The sequence below is a fragment of the Caballeronia sp. AZ7_KS35 genome (assembly GCF_023631045.1).
In the GTDB taxonomy this organism is placed as follows: domain Bacteria; phylum Pseudomonadota; class Gammaproteobacteria; order Burkholderiales; family Burkholderiaceae; genus Caballeronia; species Caballeronia zhejiangensis.
The window spans coordinates 303,645-320,978 of sequence record NZ_JALQDV010000042.1 but is presented as its reverse complement, the minus strand read 5'-3'; the positions used below and the strand labels follow the sequence as shown (position 1 = coordinate 320,978).

General features: G+C 60.2%; 18 protein-coding genes. 10 read left to right on the top strand and 8 right to left on the bottom strand.

Annotated elements, in window-relative coordinates:
- Positions 1 to 7: 7 nt before the first annotated feature.
- The 3 genes from NCT05_RS27535 to NCT05_RS27525 form a co-directional block, all read right to left on the bottom strand.
- Positions 8 to 1,204, bottom strand: a complete 1,197-nt coding sequence (locus NCT05_RS27535; protein ID WP_250503636.1) for an acyltransferase family protein — start codon at positions 1,202 to 1,204, stop codon at positions 8 to 10.
- A gap of 144 nt (positions 1,205 to 1,348) precedes the next feature.
- The gene (locus tag NCT05_RS27530; RefSeq protein WP_250436493.1) at positions 1,349 to 2,521 is read right to left on the bottom strand and encodes an alpha/beta hydrolase; all 1,173 of its coding nucleotides are present in this window, start codon (positions 2,519 to 2,521) and stop codon (positions 1,349 to 1,351) included.
- 29 nt (positions 2,522 to 2,550) lie between these two features.
- Positions 2,551 to 3,432 carry a LysR family transcriptional regulator gene (locus NCT05_RS27525; protein ID WP_250503635.1) on the bottom strand — a complete coding sequence of 294 codons (882 nt, stop codon included), beginning with the start codon at positions 3,430 to 3,432 and terminating at the stop codon, positions 2,551 to 2,553.
- Between the two features lie 126 nt (positions 3,433 to 3,558).
- Here NCT05_RS27525 and NCT05_RS27520 point away from each other — a divergent pair, with 126 nt between their 5' ends.
- The 3 genes from NCT05_RS27520 to NCT05_RS27510 all read left to right on the top strand — a co-directional run bounded on the left by NCT05_RS27520 (position 3,559) and on the right by NCT05_RS27510 (position 6,698).
- Positions 3,559 to 4,842, top strand: coding sequence for an MFS transporter (locus NCT05_RS27520; protein ID WP_250457278.1), 1,284 nt, complete (start codon positions 3,559 to 3,561; stop codon positions 4,840 to 4,842).
- A gap of 7 nt (positions 4,843 to 4,849) precedes the next feature.
- Positions 4,850 to 5,719, top strand: coding sequence for an amidohydrolase family protein (locus tag NCT05_RS27515; RefSeq protein ID WP_502800899.1), 870 nt, complete (start codon positions 4,850 to 4,852; stop codon positions 5,717 to 5,719).
- Between the two features lie 97 nt (positions 5,720 to 5,816).
- Complete coding sequence (locus tag NCT05_RS27510; RefSeq protein ID WP_008347967.1) at positions 5,817 to 6,698, top strand: isocitrate lyase/PEP mutase family protein; 882 nt, start codon at positions 5,817 to 5,819, stop codon at positions 6,696 to 6,698.
- 48 nt (positions 6,699 to 6,746) lie between these two features.
- Here NCT05_RS27510 and NCT05_RS27505 read toward each other — a convergent pair whose 3' ends face one another.
- Positions 6,747 to 7,046 carry a DUF4148 domain-containing protein gene (locus NCT05_RS27505; RefSeq protein WP_008347964.1) on the bottom strand — a complete coding sequence of 100 codons (300 nt, stop codon included), beginning with the start codon at positions 7,044 to 7,046 and terminating at the stop codon, positions 6,747 to 6,749.
- 228 nt (positions 7,047 to 7,274) lie between these two features.
- On the opposite strand from NCT05_RS27505, the gene NCT05_RS27500 reads away from it, so the two are divergent.
- The gene (locus NCT05_RS27500) at positions 7,275 to 7,568 is read left to right on the top strand and encodes a DUF1330 domain-containing protein (protein WP_008347963.1); all 294 of its coding nucleotides are present in this window, start codon (positions 7,275 to 7,277) and stop codon (positions 7,566 to 7,568) included.
- Between the two features lie 33 nt (positions 7,569 to 7,601).
- On the opposite strand, the gene NCT05_RS27495 is transcribed toward NCT05_RS27500, so the two are convergent.
- Entirely contained in the window at positions 7,602 to 8,324 is a 723-nt protein-coding gene (locus NCT05_RS27495) for a haloacid dehalogenase type II (RefSeq protein WP_008347961.1), read from the bottom strand.
- Between the two features lie 186 nt (positions 8,325 to 8,510).
- Between NCT05_RS27495 and NCT05_RS27490 the strand changes: the two genes are divergently transcribed.
- Together NCT05_RS27490 and NCT05_RS27485 are read left to right on the top strand one after the other, a co-directional pair.
- Positions 8,511 to 9,221, top strand: a complete 711-nt coding sequence (locus tag NCT05_RS27490) for an SDR family NAD(P)-dependent oxidoreductase (protein ID WP_175980772.1) — start codon at positions 8,511 to 8,513, stop codon at positions 9,219 to 9,221.
- Positions 9,222 to 9,290: 69 nt separating this feature from the next.
- The gene (locus NCT05_RS27485) at positions 9,291 to 9,527 is read left to right on the top strand and encodes a tautomerase family protein (protein ID WP_008347957.1); all 237 of its coding nucleotides are present in this window, start codon (positions 9,291 to 9,293) and stop codon (positions 9,525 to 9,527) included.
- Between the two features lie 60 nt (positions 9,528 to 9,587).
- On the opposite strand, the gene treA is transcribed toward NCT05_RS27485, so the two are convergent.
- Both treA and NCT05_RS27475 read right to left on the bottom strand, forming a co-directional pair.
- The gene (gene treA, locus NCT05_RS27480) at positions 9,588 to 11,237 is read right to left on the bottom strand and encodes an alpha,alpha-trehalase TreA (protein WP_250503634.1); all 1,650 of its coding nucleotides are present in this window, start codon (positions 11,235 to 11,237) and stop codon (positions 9,588 to 9,590) included.
- A gap of 133 nt (positions 11,238 to 11,370) precedes the next feature.
- Positions 11,371 to 12,264 (bottom strand): helix-turn-helix domain-containing protein, encoded by an 894-nt coding sequence (locus NCT05_RS27475; RefSeq protein ID WP_250503633.1) that lies wholly within the window; start codon positions 12,262 to 12,264, stop codon positions 11,371 to 11,373.
- 136 nt (positions 12,265 to 12,400) lie between these two features.
- On the opposite strand from NCT05_RS27475, the gene NCT05_RS27470 reads away from it, so the two are divergent.
- From NCT05_RS27470 to NCT05_RS27455, 4 genes are all read left to right on the top strand, one after another.
- A complete protein-coding gene (locus NCT05_RS27470; RefSeq protein ID WP_175980766.1) occupies positions 12,401 to 13,240 on the top strand; it encodes an SDR family NAD(P)-dependent oxidoreductase in 840 nt (279 codons plus the stop codon).
- Positions 13,241 to 13,300: 60 nt separating this feature from the next.
- Positions 13,301 to 15,046 carry an FAD-dependent oxidoreductase gene (locus tag NCT05_RS27465; protein ID WP_250503632.1) on the top strand — a complete coding sequence of 582 codons (1,746 nt, stop codon included), beginning with the start codon at positions 13,301 to 13,303 and terminating at the stop codon, positions 15,044 to 15,046.
- Entirely contained in the window at positions 15,043 to 15,378 is a 336-nt protein-coding gene (locus tag NCT05_RS27460) for an NIPSNAP family protein (RefSeq protein ID WP_250457266.1), read from the top strand. Before NCT05_RS27465 ends, NCT05_RS27460 begins: the two co-directional genes overlap by 4 nt.
- A gap of 71 nt (positions 15,379 to 15,449) precedes the next feature.
- Positions 15,450 to 16,814 (top strand): MFS transporter, encoded by a 1,365-nt coding sequence (locus NCT05_RS27455; protein WP_250503631.1) that lies wholly within the window; start codon positions 15,450 to 15,452, stop codon positions 16,812 to 16,814.
- On the opposite strand, the gene NCT05_RS27450 is transcribed toward NCT05_RS27455, so the two are convergent.
- Positions 16,796 to 17,329 (bottom strand): Ohr family peroxiredoxin, encoded by a 534-nt coding sequence (locus tag NCT05_RS27450; protein ID WP_250503630.1) that lies wholly within the window; start codon positions 17,327 to 17,329, stop codon positions 16,796 to 16,798. The two genes, NCT05_RS27455 and NCT05_RS27450, sit on opposite strands and share 19 nt — an antisense overlap.
- Positions 17,330 to 17,334: the final 5 nt, after the last annotated feature.

Genomic DNA, 17,334 nt, shown 5'->3' with positions numbered 1-17,334 from the left:
CTCGCGATCAGGCGTCGCGCGTCAGATGAAAGCGTCGATCGACCGATGCGAGCAGGCGTCTCGACAAGCGTGTAGCACGCCCTTGAATCAGCCGGTCCAACACACGCGACAATGCATAAGAGACGACGAGCACCGCGATCAGCGTCGCGCCGAACAACGCAAGCGACGTCTCTCCATTCTTCTGTCCGAATGAGCGATCGAAGAAATGAAACGTCACGTAGACGCAGATGAAGTGCCAGAGATAAATACCATAACTTTCGCGGCCGAGCGCGGCGGCGGCGCGTCGAACGAGTGTGACGCGCGGCACGGCATGCTTGTTATCGCGATGCTTGCGGGCATGACGTGAACACACGAAGAGCAGAAAGGCCACGGCGCTGCATGCCGCGAATACGGGCGCGAGCGCATGCGCCTTGTCGAGCCACACGCCGAGCGCTGCGGTCGTGAGCGCAAAAGCCAGCGCCAGTGAAAAATACAGTAAAGACACGCGCGCCGTCACGTCGGACGCGCCGAGAAGATGCGAGCGAAATGCATACCGCGCCCACATGCCGACGATGAAGCACGGACCCTGCACGGGCGGCCAGAAATAGCTGAACGTGTTATTGGCGACATTGCAATCGAGCGTGCCGTTGCAATCGGCCATCGACATCACGGCATACGAGAGGCCGAGCAACAACACCGTAGCCAGCAAGAGGCGCGCGCGATTCATCGCGAGAAAAAATAGAAGTGGCGCAATCAGGTAGAACAGCATCTCCACGCCGATCGACCATCCGCCTGGCACGACGTTATTGATCGCTGTCGGCGAAAGCGCATGCAGAAAGACCAGGTTGAGCAGCACGTCCATCGGCCCATGTGCGCCGAGAATCCATGCGCGTTCGATGCCCGAGCGCGTCGCGCCATAGCTGATGAGTCCATAGACCGCGATCGCCGCGTAGTACATCGGCGCTATGCGAAAGAAACGCTTGATATAGAAGCGCAACGTGACATGACGCGCATCCGCGCAGCGCGCGTGATCCACTTCGAGCGTCATGAAGATCGTGATCGCGCTGATCACGAAGAACAACTGCACGCCGTATTGGCCCATGCGCGCAATGAGCGTGACGGTGCCCGGCAGATTGGGAAACTGAAACGACAGGTGTACTGCGACTACCCCGACGATCGCGAGCGCCCGGCCAGCGTCGAGCGCGGCAACACGTCCTTTATCCATCGATACTCTCCTCGCGGTTCATGCCGACCTACAAAAAAGGCCGCGAGGCTCGTGGACAGACGCGGTTTCAATGAAGTTCCGCCGGACAACTCATTCAGATGACACTCTTACAACAAGAAACTTCATACACGTATGGATACATTTCTATGGCGCATTCTGACGGAGAAACCGCAGTATGCGGCTGACGACGGTGCTCGGCTGCTCCTGCTGCACCCAATGCCCTGCGCCTTCGATCAGATGCGTCGCGCGAAAATCGGTGCAGGCCAGCACGCGCATCGCTTCGAAATCGCCCGGCCGCTGGTAATAGCCCCAGTCGCTCGCGCCTGCGATAAAGCATGACGGCACGTCGATAGTGCGCCCCGACCACATCCGCAGTGCAGCAGCAAGACTCGGATCGGTGCCGCACCGATACCAGTTCAGTCCACCCTGAAATCCCGTGCGCGCGTATTCGCTCGCATAGACGTTCAAATCGCGGTCGGACAGCCAGGCACATCCGGCGATTTGATCGGCGTCGGGCGAATGTTCGGCGACGGTTTGCGGCATCGTCGCATCCGCGTTCATCACGTAGTACGTGGGCAGCAAAGCCAGTTGATCGGCAGAAACGGATGCGAGCGGATGCGGACCATTGTCCGGCCAGTCCGCGCTCTTCATGTGGTAATACGCGCGCAAGAACGCGGCGAGTCCTTGCGGCGGGTGCCACATGTCGTCATTCGCCTGCGCGCCCGAGTAATACCATTGATAGTGCTTGCGCGGCGGATCGAGCGACGCGAGCCCGGCGACCGCTTCGGCCATGATCGATTGCGCCGTCTCGACGCGCGCGAGCCTTGCATCGTCGTTCGCGGTATTGAAGGCGAATGCAGGCGGCCCCGCAAAAGGCGCGCTCATCATCACGACCGATGCGAATACATCGGGACGAATCAATGCACACCACGCGGCAACGGGCGAGCCGAAATCGTGACCGATAACCGATGCGACTCTGCGATAACCCAGCGCCGACACGAGACCCAGTACATCGCGGACCAGATTCGGAAATGTGAACTCGTCGAGATCGGTATCGAATGAAGCAATACCGCCGATAGTGCGCCCATAACCGCGCTGATCCGGCGCGACGACATGAAAGCCCGCATCGGCAAGCGGTTTCATGATCTTGCGCCAGCTATAAGCGAGTTCGGGAAAGCCGTGAAGGAGCACGATGCAAGGCCGACCGGGGATATCGAATCCGGCTTCGAGCACATGCATCGAAAGGCCATTGCCATTGTCGATCATGCGCGCGCGAATGCCGTCCGGTAGCGGCAGATCGTTCGATGTTTCATTCATGCGTGTCTCCTTGCGATGCGATCATGCGCTCATGCTTCGAGCAAGGCCGCGAAGCGATCCGCGAGCGTCGGGCGGGAACGCATCGGCCATATTGCGCTGAGTTCGAATGGTGGCAGGTTATCGCCGTCGCGCACGTCGCAGAAGCGCACGCCGGCGAACTGCAACGCAGTCACGGATTGCGGCAGGAGCGATGCGCCGCATCCGGCCGCGACGCAAGCCAATACCGTCAGAGAACGATTCGCGTCCTGCACGACGTTGGCTTCGCAACCCGCTTTACGAAAAGCACTGAGGATGCCCGCGCGAATTACCGGCAATTGATCGCTCGGAAACCATACGAGGCCTGCATCGGATAACTCCTTCAAACCGACTTTTCCATCGTCGCCAATAACAAAAGACATCGGCAGTACCGCGAGCAAGCGCTCTCTCACGATCAACTTTTCGCGCATGCGCCCGCCCACGGCAACAGGCGTATGCAGCAAGCCGATATCGATCGTTCCTTTCTCCAACGCGCTTGCCTGCTCCGCATTGCTCATTTCTTTTAGCATGAGTTCGACGTTCGGCACCTCTTCGCGCAGCGCCGCAATCGCGCGAGGCAACAGGCTGAAAAGTGCCGCCGATGCAAAGCCTATCGTCAGACGCCCGCCGCGCTGCGCACCGATTTCACGCGCACGATGCGATGCCGCGTCAATGCGCGCCACGCTCAATCGAATGTCTTCGACGATTGCGTCGCCCGCCGGAGTCAATTGCGCGCCACGTCGCGTGCGCTCGAAAAGCTTCACGCCAAGATCGCGCTCCATGCGCGAAAGCGCCTGACTCAACGCGGGTTGCGCAATATCGAGTACCTCGGCCGCGCGCGTGACGCTGCCTGCATCGACTACCGCGAGAAAGTATTTGAGGTTGCGCGTCTCCATCTTGCGAGCATATCAAAATGCTATGAAAGATGAACGTATCCATAGTATGCGCGGCCGCGATTCGTTTTTAGAATTCAGTGGCATATTGAACAAGAGCCGGCCAGAGGCCAGCACAGGAGACGCGAGATGAATTGGTACCGTGAAATTTCCACGGCGGAAAGACGCACGCTTTGGGGATGCTTTGCAGGCTGGGCGCTCGACGGCGTCGATACGCAGTTATTCAGTCTCGTCATTCCGACACTCATCGCGACATGGGGCATCGGAAAAGGACAAGCCGGTCTGATCGGCGGCGCGACGCTCGTCGCGGGCGCATTGGGCGGACTCTTCGCGGGCGTGCTTTCCGATCGAATCGGACGCGTCAAGGCCTTGCAAGTCACGGTTCTCTGGTTTTCGCTTTTCACGTTTCTCAGCGCCTTTGCGCAGAATTTCGAACAGTTGCTCGTGCTCAAGTCGCTTCAGGGACTCGGCTTCGGCGGCGAATGGACGGCGGGCGCAGTATTGTTGAGCGAGACGATTCGCGCGAAACATCGCGGCAAAGCTATGGGCATCGTGCAAAGCGCATGGGGCTTTGGCTGGGCCGGTGCGGTTCTGCTCTATGCAATCGTGTTTTCATGGGTATCACCCGACTGGGCCTGGCGCGTGCTGTTCGCCGTCGGCCTCATTCCGGCTGTGCTCGTCATTTATATGCGCCGCAATATCGAAGAGCCGCCGCGTGAATCGAAACCTGCCGAAAAGGAACATGCACAACGTCAGAGCGCTCTCGCCATTCTCGCTGGAATCTTTCATCCTTCGGTGCTGCGCACGACGATCGTCGGCGGATTGATCGGCCTCGGCGCGCACGGCGGCTATCACGCCATTACCACATGGCTGCCCACCTACCTGAAAACCGAGCGGCATTTGTCGGTGCTCGGCACGGGCGGCTATCTGGCTGTCGTGATTACGGCATTCATCATCGGATGCTTTGTCAGTGCATGGCTGCAAGACAAGATCGGTCGCAGGAAGAACGTGATTCTCTTCGCTGTCTGTTGCGCGGTCACGGTCAACGTCTATGTGTTCCTGCCCATCGGCGATATTGCCATGCTCGTATTGAGCTTCCCGCTCGGTCTGTTCTCCGCGGGCATTCCCGCAACGCTCGGCGCGCTCTTCAACGAGCTCTATCCGCAAGGCGTGCGCGGTACGGGCGTCGGCTTCTGCTACAACTTCGGACGCGTCGTGTCGGCGGCGTTTCCGGTGCTCGTCGGCCACATGGGCAATTCGATGCCGATCGGACAGGCAATCGGCATCGACGCGGGCGCGGCCTATGGACTCGTCGTCGTGGCCGCGTTGCTCTTGCCTGAAACGAAAGGCCGTCGCATTGCTGCTGTGCCTGGTCAAGCTGCATCGAACGAGCGTTCGCCCAAGCATGTCTGAACTTTCCATGATGCGTTCACTTCATTCCACGCTCGGCGATGAGCAATGGCTCGAATCGAAGCCTGCCGCCATCGAAGCGATCGACAGTCACGCGCATGTCTTCGTGCGCGGCCTGCCGCTGGCACCGCATCGTCGACACGCACCCGACTACGACGCAACGCTCGACGCCTATGCGGAACACTTGCGCACCAACGGCGTCTCTCATGCGGTGCTCGTGCAACCGAGTTTTCTCGGCACCGACAATTCGTATTTTCTCGATGTGCTGCAGCGCTATCCGCAACGCTTTCGCGGTGTGGCCGTTATCGATCCTTCGATCAGCGACGCGGAGTTGTATCGCCTCGCGGCACTCGGCGTCGTCGGCATGCGGCTCAATCTGATCGGGCTTGCGTTGCCCGATCTGCGTGAAGCGCGTTGGCGAGCGTTATTCGAGCGCGTCAACGCGCTCGGCTGGCACGTCGAGATTCATCGCGATGCCGTGGACTTGCCGATGCTTATCGCGCCATTGCTCGAACAAGCCTGCACAATCGTGATCGATCATTTCGGCCGTCCCGATCCGGCATTTGGCGCCGACGATCCGGGCTTTCGCTATCTGCTGACGACGGCGCAATGCGGCCGCGTGTGGGTCAAGCTATCGGCGGCTTACCGCAGCGTGGAAGGCGAAACCGGCACGTCGCTCGGTCAGACGCTCACGTCCGCCTTGCTCGATTCATTCGGCGCAGCGCGGCTCGTGTGGGGCAGCGACTGGCCGCACACGCAACATCAAAGCCTGATGGACTACGGCGCATCGCGCGATGCGCTCGACCGCTGGATTCCCGACGCATCGCTGCGTACCATCGTGTTGCGCGATTCGGCGCGTGCGCTGTTCCGCTTCGAATGACGTTCGTGCGAGCGCCGAAGCGCATCGCGCGTTAGCATTGCAGACGCTGGCGCATGCATCGACGCTGAACACGAACTATCTTTCCGGAACCTTAGCCATGACCACTTCTTCCTCGCGCCGCCGCGCGGCCTTTCGCGAACGGGTCAACGCTCGCAGCGCCCTGCTGCTGCCCGGCGCATTCAACGCAATGAGCGCGCAAGTCGCCGCCGATCTCGGCTTCGAGGCGATCTACATCACCGGTGCAGGTGTAACCAACATGTCGCTCGGCCTGCCGGATCTCGGCTTCATGGGACTCGCGGAAATCGCGGAGCATACGTCGCGCATCCGCGATGCAGTGGACCTGCCGCTTATCGTCGACGCGGACACGGGCTTCGGCAATGCGCTCAACGTGCGTCACACGGTACGCACGCTGGAGCGCGCGGGCGCGGACGCCATTCAGCTCGAAGATCAGGTTATGCCGAAGAAATGCGGGCACTTCGCGGGCAAAGCCGTGATATCGACGAATGAAATGGTAGGGAAGATACGCGCAGCGGCGGATGCCCGCGAAGACGATAACTTTCTGATCATCGCGCGCACCGATGCGTGCGCGGTGGAGGGCTTCGATGCAGCGATCGAACGAGCACGCGCATTCGTCGAAGCGGGCGCCGACATTCTCTTCGTCGAAGCGATCGAAACGCCGGAGCAAATCGCGTCACTGCCGAAGCTGCTCGACGCGCCGCAACTGATCAACATCGTGATCGGCGGAAAGACGCCTGTTACCGACCGCGCGGATCTCGAACGCCTCGGCTTCAGCCTCGTGCTCTATGCAAATGCGGCATTGCAAAGCGCCGTGCGCGGCATGCAGACCGCGCTCGGCGCCTTGAAATCGCAGGGACGTCTCGACGAAAATCCCGCTGTCGTTGCGCCTTTCGCCGAGCGTCAGCGGCTTGTGAACAAGCCGCTCTTCGATGCACTCGACCGCAAATACGCTGCGGACTGAATGCATCGCCTGAGGCGGTCATATAGACCGCTTCAGTCATTCACGCATTTAGCGCGAGTACATTGCGTTCCAGTCGGACTGCGACACACGTGCGCTACCCGATTGCGATGCACCGTTGGCCGCGCCGCCATAGGCCGTCGCACCATCGCGTGCGGCGAGCTTCGCTTCGGCCGCTTGAATGGCTTCGGGATAGTGCGCCTGATCGCCGTCGCCGACGTGATAGCCGACGCTCTCCAATGCCGCCAATTCCGCGCGCACTTGAGCGCGCGTGATCTGGCTTTGCGCGAACGAAGCGACGGGAATGACGAGAGCGGTTGCGACGAGTGCTGCGCGGATGATCGACTTCATGATGAAACTCCAGTGTTATGAGGTGCCCGGCTTCGAACACAGTGCCTTTCGAAGCAGTGAAAGCAGTTTATGACGCAGGTGCTCTCGGGTTAACCCCTAGCGCAAGAAAGCACCTTTCACCGAAACGCGCTTAATCGAGAATTTGCTATGCTGTCCGCCGGACTGAATGCAAAAGCACAGTGCGTTCGCCTCATGGCGCAAGGCGCCCTTCAAACACTGGAGATAAAGATGGCAAAGGGATATTGGGTCAGTGTGTACACAAAAATCATGAAGCCCGATCAGGTTGCGGAATACTCGAAGATCGCAACGCAGGCTATTGCAGAAGGCGGCGGCCGTCCGCTCGTGCGCGGCGTTGCGTCGATGGTGCAAGGCGAAGGCGTGCTCGAGCGCACCGTCGTCATCGAATACGATTCACTCGAAGCAGCCGTCGCCGCCTATAACAGTGCAACGTATAAGCGCGCACTGGAAGTGCTGGGCGATTCCGTCGTGCGCGACTTCCGCATCGTCGAAGGCGTCGCTTAAATCCAGCTCGTCATTGGCCGATGCTCGCAGCGCTCACGCACCCACGGCATCGGCCAATTCGTTCATATCCTTGGCAACGACATCCCAATCGCTTTCGGCTTTTAAATCCACTGTCTGAGCGGGACCGCGTTCATAGGGCCGTGCGATGAACGCCGTGCGCAACCCACACCTTCTTGCCGCCGCGAGATCGTCGTTATGCGCGGCGACGAGACATACTTCTTCCGGCGTCAGCATCAACACTTCGGCCGTGCGTAAATACGCCTGCGGATCGGGCTTATAGATTTGCGCAATCTCCGCGCCGAGAATCGCATCCCAAGGCAGACCGGCGCGCTTCGCCATATCGACCATTAATCGAATATTGCCGTTCGAAAGCGGCGCGATGATATGGCGCGCCTTGAGCCGTTGCAAACCCGTTATCGAATCCGGCCACGGATCGAGCCGATGCCATGCAAGATTCAACTCTTCAAGCGCTTCGGCAGCCACGGCATTCGGATCGATGCCGAACTCCGGCAGCACGTCGAGCAGATTCTCGCGATGCAGCACATCGAGCCGCACGAATGGCCGCTCCCCGTTGATCACCTTGCGCATCGCAGGCACGTAGCGGCTTCGCCATGCATCGGCGAACGCTTCGGGCGTTGCGTCGATCGCGCCGTGGCGTTGAAGAAATGGCGCAGCCTCGCGTGCAACTCCGCCGCGCCAGTCCACTACCGTGCCGAATACGTCGAACACGAAGGCCTTTACGTTTTGCAGCGTCACGTCGTTTCTCCTATCGGTGATTCATTCGTCTGATCGATTTCGCTGCGGCCCATTTGTTCCTCGCACGCAAGACTGATTGTCCATCACGGGTGTACGCAAGGAATCTCGAAAGGCCTAGATTACGAGCCATCGGAGCCGTCGGTCCGATCCGCAACAGGCCCAAACCAACATTCATCGAGGTTCATCATGAGCAACGCAAGCAAAGTCGCTATCGTTACCGGTGCATCGCAAGGCATCGGCGCTGAAATCGTCAAGGCATTCCGTGCGCAAGGTTATCGCGTCGTCGCGACCGCCCGTTCAATTCAGCAACCGGACGATCCGAACGTCGTCGCTGTCGCCGGTGATATCGGCGATCGCGCCACCGCGCAGCGCGTGGTCGAAGCGGCAATCGCAAAGTTCGGCCGCATCGATACGCTCGTCAACAACGCCGGCATATTCGTCGCAAAGCCTTTCACGCAATATACGCAGGAAGACTATGCCGCGGTTCTGAACGTGAATGTGAATGGCTTCTTTCACATCACGCAACTGGCTATCGAGCAAATGGAAAAGAACAAGAGCGGCCACATCGTCAGCATCACCACGTCGCTCGTGGATCATGCGGTAAGCGGCGTGCCTTCGGTATTGGCGTCGCTGACCAAGGGCGGTCTGAATTCCGCGACAAAGTCGCTTGCTATCGAGTATGCGAAGTCAGGCATTCGCGCGAATGCAGTGTCGCCCGGCATCATCAAGTCGCCGATGCATGCGCCCGAAACGCACGACGCGCTCGGCGCACTGCATCCGATGGGACACATGGGCGAAATGAGCGACATCGCGAACGCGGTGCTGTATCTTGATGCGGCGCCGTTCGTGACGGGCGAGATCCTGCACGTCGACGGCGGTCAAAGCGCGGGACATTGATCGATTCTTTACCCGTTGAGGATGCGCCTCTCGCAGGCGCTTCGTCGTTTCCCACTCAAGGAGATCGTCATGCCGATCGTAACGATTCAGGTGACACGCGAAGGCAACAAGCCCGGCACGAACGCGGTGACTGCCGAGGAAAAGAAGCAACTCATCGAGGGCGCGAGCCAACTCCTTCTCGAAGTATTGAACAAGCCGCTCGATACCACGTTCGTCGTCATCCAGGAAGTTGAAATGGAGAACTGGGGCGTGGGCGGCATGACAGTACCGGAATATCGGCGGCAAAAGCAGGCGAAGAAGGATTGACATGAACCGAAACGCGGGCATCGCTACATGACCTTTGACGATGCCCGCCGTTTCATCGGCTCATTGCCCCGGCGAATAGAGATCGAGCAGTTTCAGCGTCACGCCATTCGTCCATCCGAAACCATCCTGTAACGGATATTCCCCACCTCCTCCGCCGCCCGTTCCACTACCTTCCACGATGTACTTCTCAACGAGCTTATGTTGAGTGTTATAGACGTTATTCACGTCGGCAAGAAAGCGCGTGCCGATCTGTTGCGCGAGATCGCTGCGCCCATAGCGCTTCAATCCTTGCACGGCGATCCAGTGCAATGGCGCCCAGCCATTCGGCGCGTCCCATTGCTGCGTCGTGTTGTACGTGGTCGTCGTGAGTCCGCCCGGCTTGAGCAAGATCGCTTCGACGGTTTCCGCGGTCTTGTGCGCGCGCTCCGGCCACGCCACGTTGGCGAAGAGCGGATAGAGCATAGCAGCCGATGGGTTGTTGCGCGGCTGACCGAGTTTCCAGTCGTAATCGCCGTAATACCCGTTCTTGTTCCAGAGATATCTGTTGATGCCGATCGCGCGTTTGGCCGCACGCCCCACGAATTCGCCGACACAACGGAAATCACGCGCCTCGCCGCAACCGATTGCGATCGTCGTTTCGAGGTGGAACATCAGGCTATTCAAATCGACGGGAATGATCGATGTCGTGCGGATCGTCGCAAGCGTCATATTGTCGCCGAACCAGCGCGAGCTGAAGTCCCAGCCGCTTTCGGCCGCCGCACGCAAGTCGCGATACACCTCGTTCGCCGGACGGTTCGTGACCAGCTTGGCGGTCGCCACGTCTTCCGAGTAGGACTCGTCGCGCGGCGTATCGCGTTCGTCCCAATACCGATTGAGCACGGTCTTGTCCGGCATCATCACGACGTTGCGTACCGCGCCGCCTGGCTGCAGCGTATCCGCTCCTTGCATCCAGTAATCATGTTCGCGGCGCAATTGCGGCAAATACTTCTGATAAACACGTCCACCTTCCTTGTGCGCGGCAAGTTCGACCATATAGGAGAAGAACGGCGGCTGCGAACGGCTCACATAGTATGTGCGATTGCCATTCGGAATATGGCCGATCGTGTCGATCAGATACGCGAAGTTATCGAGCATATCGTCGACGAGATCTTCGCGGCCTGCCTCCTGCAGACCGAGCATCGTGAAATAGGTATCCCAGTAGTAACCTTCCCGAAAGCGTCCGCCAGGCACCACGTACTGCTTTGGCATCGGAATCAGGGAACTGTTGGCGGGTACGTTCGCGGTCGTCGTCAGACGCGTGAGTTCGGGCCAAAGCCAGTCGATATGTTCGCGCAGGCTCTGATTCGGCGGCGGCGTAATCACCTGATCCGTTGGCGGCGTGAAGTATTGTGCGACGAACGTCGCGAGCGAGAAGCCCGGCACCGACATCTGCTGATGATAAGCCTGCACGATCTGCGCGGGGTCTATCTTGGGTATGGCATCGACGAAAGTCTTCTGATCGGGATAGACGCCCTGCGTCTGCACGGCGACGAAAAGGTCACCGTATAACTCGCTGGGTGGCGGCAGAAGCGTATACGCCGTTTGTGCGTCGGCATAGGCGAAATTGGCAGCCGAGCTCATGACGAGCCAGGCGCACAGCATTCCGCGTGCCTTTATGCGGAAGCGCCGCGACGCGTCGTGCGCCGCTGGATCCGATGACAGTACGATCATGTTCACTCCTTCGAAGGGTGATTGAACCGGACTGGTCTCGCTCGGGCCTTTCTTGTTGTTATCGATTTACAGCACGGCGAAGCATCGCACGCTTGTACGAAGCTGGCAACCCTCGAAGAAGGAAGCGAACGGGCTATTGAATGGCCAGCGCCTTGTGCGCTTCCGCCTGGAATTGGGTCGGCGTGACGCCGGTCTGCTTGCGAAAATAGCGGCTGAAATAAGCGATATCGGCAAAGCCCAGTCCATGTGCGATCTGCTTGACCGACATGCTGGAATAAACGAGATCGCGCTGCGCCTCGCGCACAAGATGCTCGTTGATCATTGCGAGCGGCGAACTCGAGATCTCTTCGCGGCATATCCGCCCGAGTTGTGTGACCGTCATGCCGAGCTTCTGCGCATAGAACTCGACAGGTCGATGCTCGCGAAAATGCGCGGCCACCAGTTCCCTGAAGCGCTTGATCTGCTGCGCCCGCCTTTCGGTCGATGCGACACTCGGCGCAGATGCGCTTTCGCATAGGCGCACGACATGCACAAAGAGTGCAATCAATAGCGACATGCCCGCCGCCATGTGACCGCGATTCGTCGCGCGGAATTCCTTCTCGAGCAATTCGACGATCGGCAAGAATGCGCTTTCCTTCATGGAGTGGGCACTCATGCGCGAGACGCCTGCGCGTTGCAACACCGGAACGAGTCCCGGCGCCGCGATCGATGCCAGCGCCTCGATCGATCTTTGCGCGACGGTCACGACGAGACCATCCACGTTCGGCGCGAAGTTGAATCCATGAACCGTTTGCGCGGGCAGCATGATGACGCACGGCGGCACGAGATCGATCATGCTGTTCTCGATCAGCACTTGCCCGCCGCCGCCGCGAATGTACAGAAATTGCAAGAGCGCGTCGTGGCGATGCGCGTCGATATGCCAGTCGTTGGGCGCGCTGCGCTCGACGATCCATTCGAAGTTGAACGCGTCATACCACGGTGGACGCGCCGATTCCCCGTACAAGTTGTAGTTAGGGATTTTCCTCATATCCTGCGTCTCCTGATGCACAAATTGTCCTGTCGTCTGCGTCCTTTGTCCAATCTTTCGTGCATGGCCGTGAATATACTTTTTTCACAGGCAAGGCTATCGGCGCCTTTGCATCGAACGAACTCAGGAGACAAGGATGACTAATCAGGTCGCGCGGGATCACACCGCGCAGCATTGGCTCGGCCTCGAATCGAGCGTATGCGTAGTGACGGGTTCGGCCGGCGGAATCGGGCGCGCCATTGCATCGACATTCGCCGATGCGGGCGCAAGGCTCGCGCTACTCGATCGCGATGAAGCGGGCTGCAACGATGCGGCGCAAGCATTGCGCGCGACTGGCGTCGATGCTATCGCCATAACTTGCGATATCGGCGATGCAACGAGCGTGAACCGCGCACGCGATCAGGTTGCACGCAAGTTCGGTCAGGTCGATGTGCTCGTCAATAACGCAGGTCTGTTGCGCGCGGGCGGCATCGAAGATATCGGCCTCGATGCATGGAATGCGATGCTCGCCGTCAATCTCACCGGCTACATGTTATGTGCGCAGGCATTCGGACGCGACATGCTCGCGCGCGGCGCCGGAAGCATCGTGCATATCGCATCGGTGGCGGCGCATCATCCGCAGACGTGGAGCGGCGCATATAGCCCGAGCAAGGCGGGCATCGCAATGTTATCCCGTCAGATCGCCGCCGAATGGGGCGGGCGCGGCGTGCGCAGCAATACGGTCTGCCCCGGCATGATCCGCACGCCGCTTTCGATGGCGTTCTATGAGCAAGGCGATGTCGAAGCGCGCCGCAGCGCAATGATCGCAAGCCGGCGCATCGGCGAACCGCGCGATATCGCCGAGGTGGTTGCATTCCTCGCAAGCCAGCGCGCGGCCTATGTGAACGGCGCGGAGCTTGCCGTCGACGGCGGCTTCGAATGCATGTTGATGGATCTCGTTCCACGTCCCGGCTTCGAAGCGCCGCGCAACGCCTGACACGCTGCTTCTCATCTCACGGGCGTGCGAAGCGCCCGGCTTCAATCAAAGGACTTCATCATGACTACCGTAACGCGGTCGTCCGATCTCGCTTGCGATGTGCTCGTGATCGGCTCGGGCGCCGGCGGCCTTTCCACGGCCATTACAGCGAAGAAGCAAGGGCTCGACGTGATCGTCGTCGAGAAGGAGGAATACTTCGGCGGCACGACCGCGTTCTCGGGCGGCGTCTTGTGGATACCGGGAAATCGCCACGCGAAAGAAGCGGGCGTGCAGGATACGCGCGAAGCCGCAGTTCGATACATGCGCAGCGAAACGGGCGCGATGTATGACGAAGCAGCCGTCGAAGCGTTCCTTGAAAGCGGCCCACGCATGATCGAATTCTTCGAGCGCGAGACCTCGGTCGAATTTCTGCCGACGCTCTACCCCGACTATCATCCCGATGCGCCGGGCGGTGTCGACGTGGGACGTTCCGTCGTTGCAAAACCGTTCGACGCACGCGCGCTTGGCAAGGACATCGTGCGCCTGCGCCCGCCGCTCAAGACGATAACTTTCATCGGCATGATGTTCAATTCGTCGAGCGCGGATCTCAAGCATTTCTTTAACGCGACGAAATCGATCGAATCCGCGTGGTATGTCGCGAAGCGACTCGCGAGCCATATCCGGGAACTCGCACAATACAAGCGCGGCGTGCAGATCACGAGCGGCAACGCACTCGCCGCGCGCCTCGCGAAATCCACGCTCGATCTCGGCATTCCGATTCACACGCGAACGGGCGCGAAAGAACTGATTACGGTGAAGGGCCGCGTGACCGGGGCGATCGTGATTGCGAACGGACATGAAACGCGCATCGTTGCGCGACGCGGTGTCGTGCTGGCGTGTGGCGGCTTCTCTCACGATGTCGCGCGCATCGCAAAGGCCTATCCGCATGTGCGGCGCGGCGGCGAACATGTATCGCCTGTGCCGGCAGGCAATACCGGCGATGGCGCGCGCATGGCCGAGCGCGTGGGCGGACGTGTCGATATTCGCTATCCGCAGCCCGCTGCGTGGATGCCGGTCTCGCGCGTGCCGCTAAAAGGCGGCAAATACGGCGTGTTCCCGCATCTGCTCGATCGCTACAAGCCGGGCTTGATCGGCGTGACACGCAGCGGCGTGCGCTTCACCAACGAATCGAATTCCTACCACGATGTCGGCGCAGCGATGATCGAAGCCTGTCGCGATGAAAGCGAAACAGCCATGTGGCTCATCTGCGATCACGCGACGATTCGCAAATACGGCCTCGGCTTTGTAAAGCCCGCGCCGCTACCGGTCGGTCCTCATCTGAAGAACGGTTATCTCGTCAAAGGCCGCACGCTCGCGGAACTGGCACGGCGGACAGGCATCGACGCCACAGCGCTCGAAGCGACGGTCCGCGACTATAACCGCGATGCCACGCAGGGCAAGGACACTGCTTTCGGCCGTGGCACGACATCTTTCAACCGCTATCTCGGCGATGCCGCTCACAAGCCGAATCCTTGCATCGCACCGATTGGCGACGGTCCGTACTACGCGCTCAAGGTCGTTATGGGCGATCTCGGCACCTTCGACGGAATCGCGACGAATCCGCATGGCCAGGTACTCAAGGGCAGCGAGCCGATACCAGGGCTCTATGCCGTCGGCAACGACCGCGCGAGCGTCATGGGCGGCAACTACCCCGGCGCGGGCATCACGCTCGGTCCAATCATGACGTTCGGTTATCTCACCGGATTGCATCTCGCGGGCAGCGTCGACGCGCACGCGAAGTCCAGCGAATTGAGGAGCGCAGCATGAGCAAGCCTTTCATCGATCACCGCATCTATACGATCAAGCCGCGCGGCATGTCGGAATTCATCGACGTATTCGAGCGTCTAGCGATGCCTATTCAGACCAGATATCTCGGCGCGCCCGTAGGTTTCTATATGAGCGATATCGGCGCGTTGAATCAGGTCGTGCATCTGTGGGGCTACGAGAGCATCGCGGATTACGACCAGCGGCGCACCGCGCGCGACAACGACCCCGAATGGCCCGCTTATCTGCATGCGTCGGCGCATCTCATCGTCGCCCAGGAAAGCCGCATCATCAGGCGCGTCGAGTTCAAGAGTCTATCGCCAGCGGTTCGATAAACGCGCGGCATAGCGGCACGACGAAGGCCGCGTTCTTCCGCTTGCACATGAATGAATGGAGACATAACGGCATGGAAAAGAACGTCGGGACCATCGAGGTCCAGAGCTTTATCGACGGCGAGCGCTTCTCGCCCTATCAATGGGTCATTCTGATCCTGTGCTTTCTCGTCGTCGCGGCCGACGGTTTCGATACCGCGGCAATCGGCTTTATCGCGCCGTCGTTGATCGGCGACTGGGGCATCACGCGCGCCGCGTTAGGCCCGGTGATGAGTGCGGCGCTCGTCGGTCTCGGCATCGGCGCGCTCGTGGCCGGGCCGGCCGCCGACCGTATCGGACGCAAGGCGGTGCTTGCCCTTTCCGTGTTCTTCTTTGGCGTATGGAGCCTCGCATCGGCACAAGCAAGCTCAGTCGAAACACTAACCGCGTGGCGCTTTCTCACCGGCCTGGGTCTCGGCGCGGCAATGCCCAACGCGGTCACGCTGATGTCCGAATACGCACCGGCGCGCGTTCGTGCTATCGCCGTCAATGCGATGTTCTGCGGCTTCTCCGTAGGACTATCGCTTGGCGGGCTCTGCGCCGCATGGCTCATACCGCATTTCGGCTGGCAAAGCGTGCTCGTCGCCGGCGGACTCGGTCCTATCGTGCTCACCGTGCTGTTGCTCGTTCTGTTGCCCGAGTCCGCACAGTTCATGGTCGTGAGACAACGCCCTACGCGAAAGATCGCGCGCATCCTGCGCCGCATCTCGAACGATCCGCGTCTCGCGGAAGGCGCGCGCGTCACGTTCACTTCTGCCGATACGCGCACGGCTGGCGCCGACAAATCTTCGCTCGGCATCATCGTCTCGCGTCCCTATCGCTTTGGCACGTCCATGTTATGGCTCGCCTATTTCATGGGGCTGATGATCTTCTATCTGCTGACGAACTGGCTTCCTACGCTTTTCAAGGATGCAGGCTTCTCCGCCGAGCGCGCTGCGCTCACGACATCGCTCTTTCCGCTCGGCGGCATTCTCGGCAACCTGTGCCTTGGCTGGGTGATGGGCAAGGCCAATCCGCGACGCGTGAACGCGTGCGCTTATGTGCTCGCAGCGGCGATGGTGCTGACAATCGGACGCGGCATCGCGGATCAGTTCTGGCTTGCTCTGCTGATCTTCCTGACCGGAACAGCGGTGACGAGCGCGGTTACATCGATGTCGGCGCTCGCCGCGTCGTTCTATCCGACGCGAAGCCGCGCGACCGGCGTCGCATGGATGCTTGGCATCGGCCGCATGGGCGCGGTCGCGGGCGCAATGACCGGCGGCGTGCTCATGAGCATGGGGCTGCAATTTGGCGCGGTCTTCACGCTGCTCGCGATTCCCGCAATCATCGCCGCGTTCGCGTTGGGCGCGTTGAGCCGGCGCGATAGAGCGAGTGAAGCCACTCAACGTTTGATGACTTGATGTGCTTTCGAGGCATCGTCGGTATTTGCAAGCGCAACTATGTTGACGATGCCTTGACGCGCCATCTTCGTATAAGGGCAAAAGCGTTCCGTGCTGCGCACGAGTTCCTCAGCTACGCTGCGTTCGATGCCGGGCATCTGCACGCGTGTGTGGGCGGTCAACACGAAGAGCCCGTCCATCGGATCGCGGCTGAATTCGACCGTGACGTACACGCTTGCAGCCTCGACAACGATGCCGGCGCGCGCCGCAAGCAGGACCATCGCGCCATGAAAACATGCAGCGTAGGCCGCGGCGAACAGTTGCTCGGGGTTCGTGCCGCCGCCGGGACCGCCGAGCGCCTCGGGCATACGCAGGTCAAGAGCGAGATTGCCGTCGTCGGATCGTGCCTCGCCCGTCGCGCGGCCATGTCCCGCATCGCCACCCGTCACCGCGACGGTCGTCGAATACAGGGGTTGCACGTCGCGTCCTTGATACCTGTCGAGCAGGCTGACGCGCGGCGGATCGATATGCTCCATGGCGG